Below are 402 nucleotides of genomic sequence, written 5' to 3'. Positions count from 1 at the left end.
GGAGTGGGGCAATGGATGGCACGCTGGTGCTGGGCAAAGCACGTGCCTATGGAGTGTTGAAGGTGCTTTTCCATGTCGAATGTGTGCATGTGCAAGATCTGCTGGTGTCAGAAGAAGCGGTGGGACGGAAGGCGTTGAACTATGTTGAGCGTGCAGAGTATGGACGGGTTGTGGGAGGTGAGGGTGTGAAAGTGCACGCTAATAGGAGGAAACTTGAGCGTGATGCGCTGTTGGCGAGTGGTATAGGCAGCGATGGCACACAGAGTGCTACGGGTTCTTTGCACTTACAGGCAACGAAGCTTGAGGCGGGGAATGGGCGGATAGCAGCGAGCAATATTTTAGAGATCCACGCAGCAGAAAATGATCTAAGTCGTGCGCAAGACAATGATCAGGCGGGTGTCT

At 53.7% G+C, this 402-nt stretch carries 1 protein-coding gene; it reads left to right on the top strand.

The genetic code is table 11. From position 1 onward, the window contains the following. Positions 1-11: 11 nt before the first annotated feature. Positions 12-402: hypothetical protein (locus J7R13_RS09195; protein ID WP_208438340.1), on the top strand; the 391-nt coding region annotated here is incomplete at its 3' end.

Origin of the sequence: Bartonella taylorii 8TBB, from assembly GCF_902825155.1 — a bacterium.
GTDB classification, from domain to species: domain Bacteria; phylum Pseudomonadota; class Alphaproteobacteria; order Rhizobiales; family Rhizobiaceae; genus Bartonella; species Bartonella taylorii_A.
Note: the sequence above shows the minus strand (reverse complement) of the source record. Positions and strands in the feature narration are given on the sequence as shown.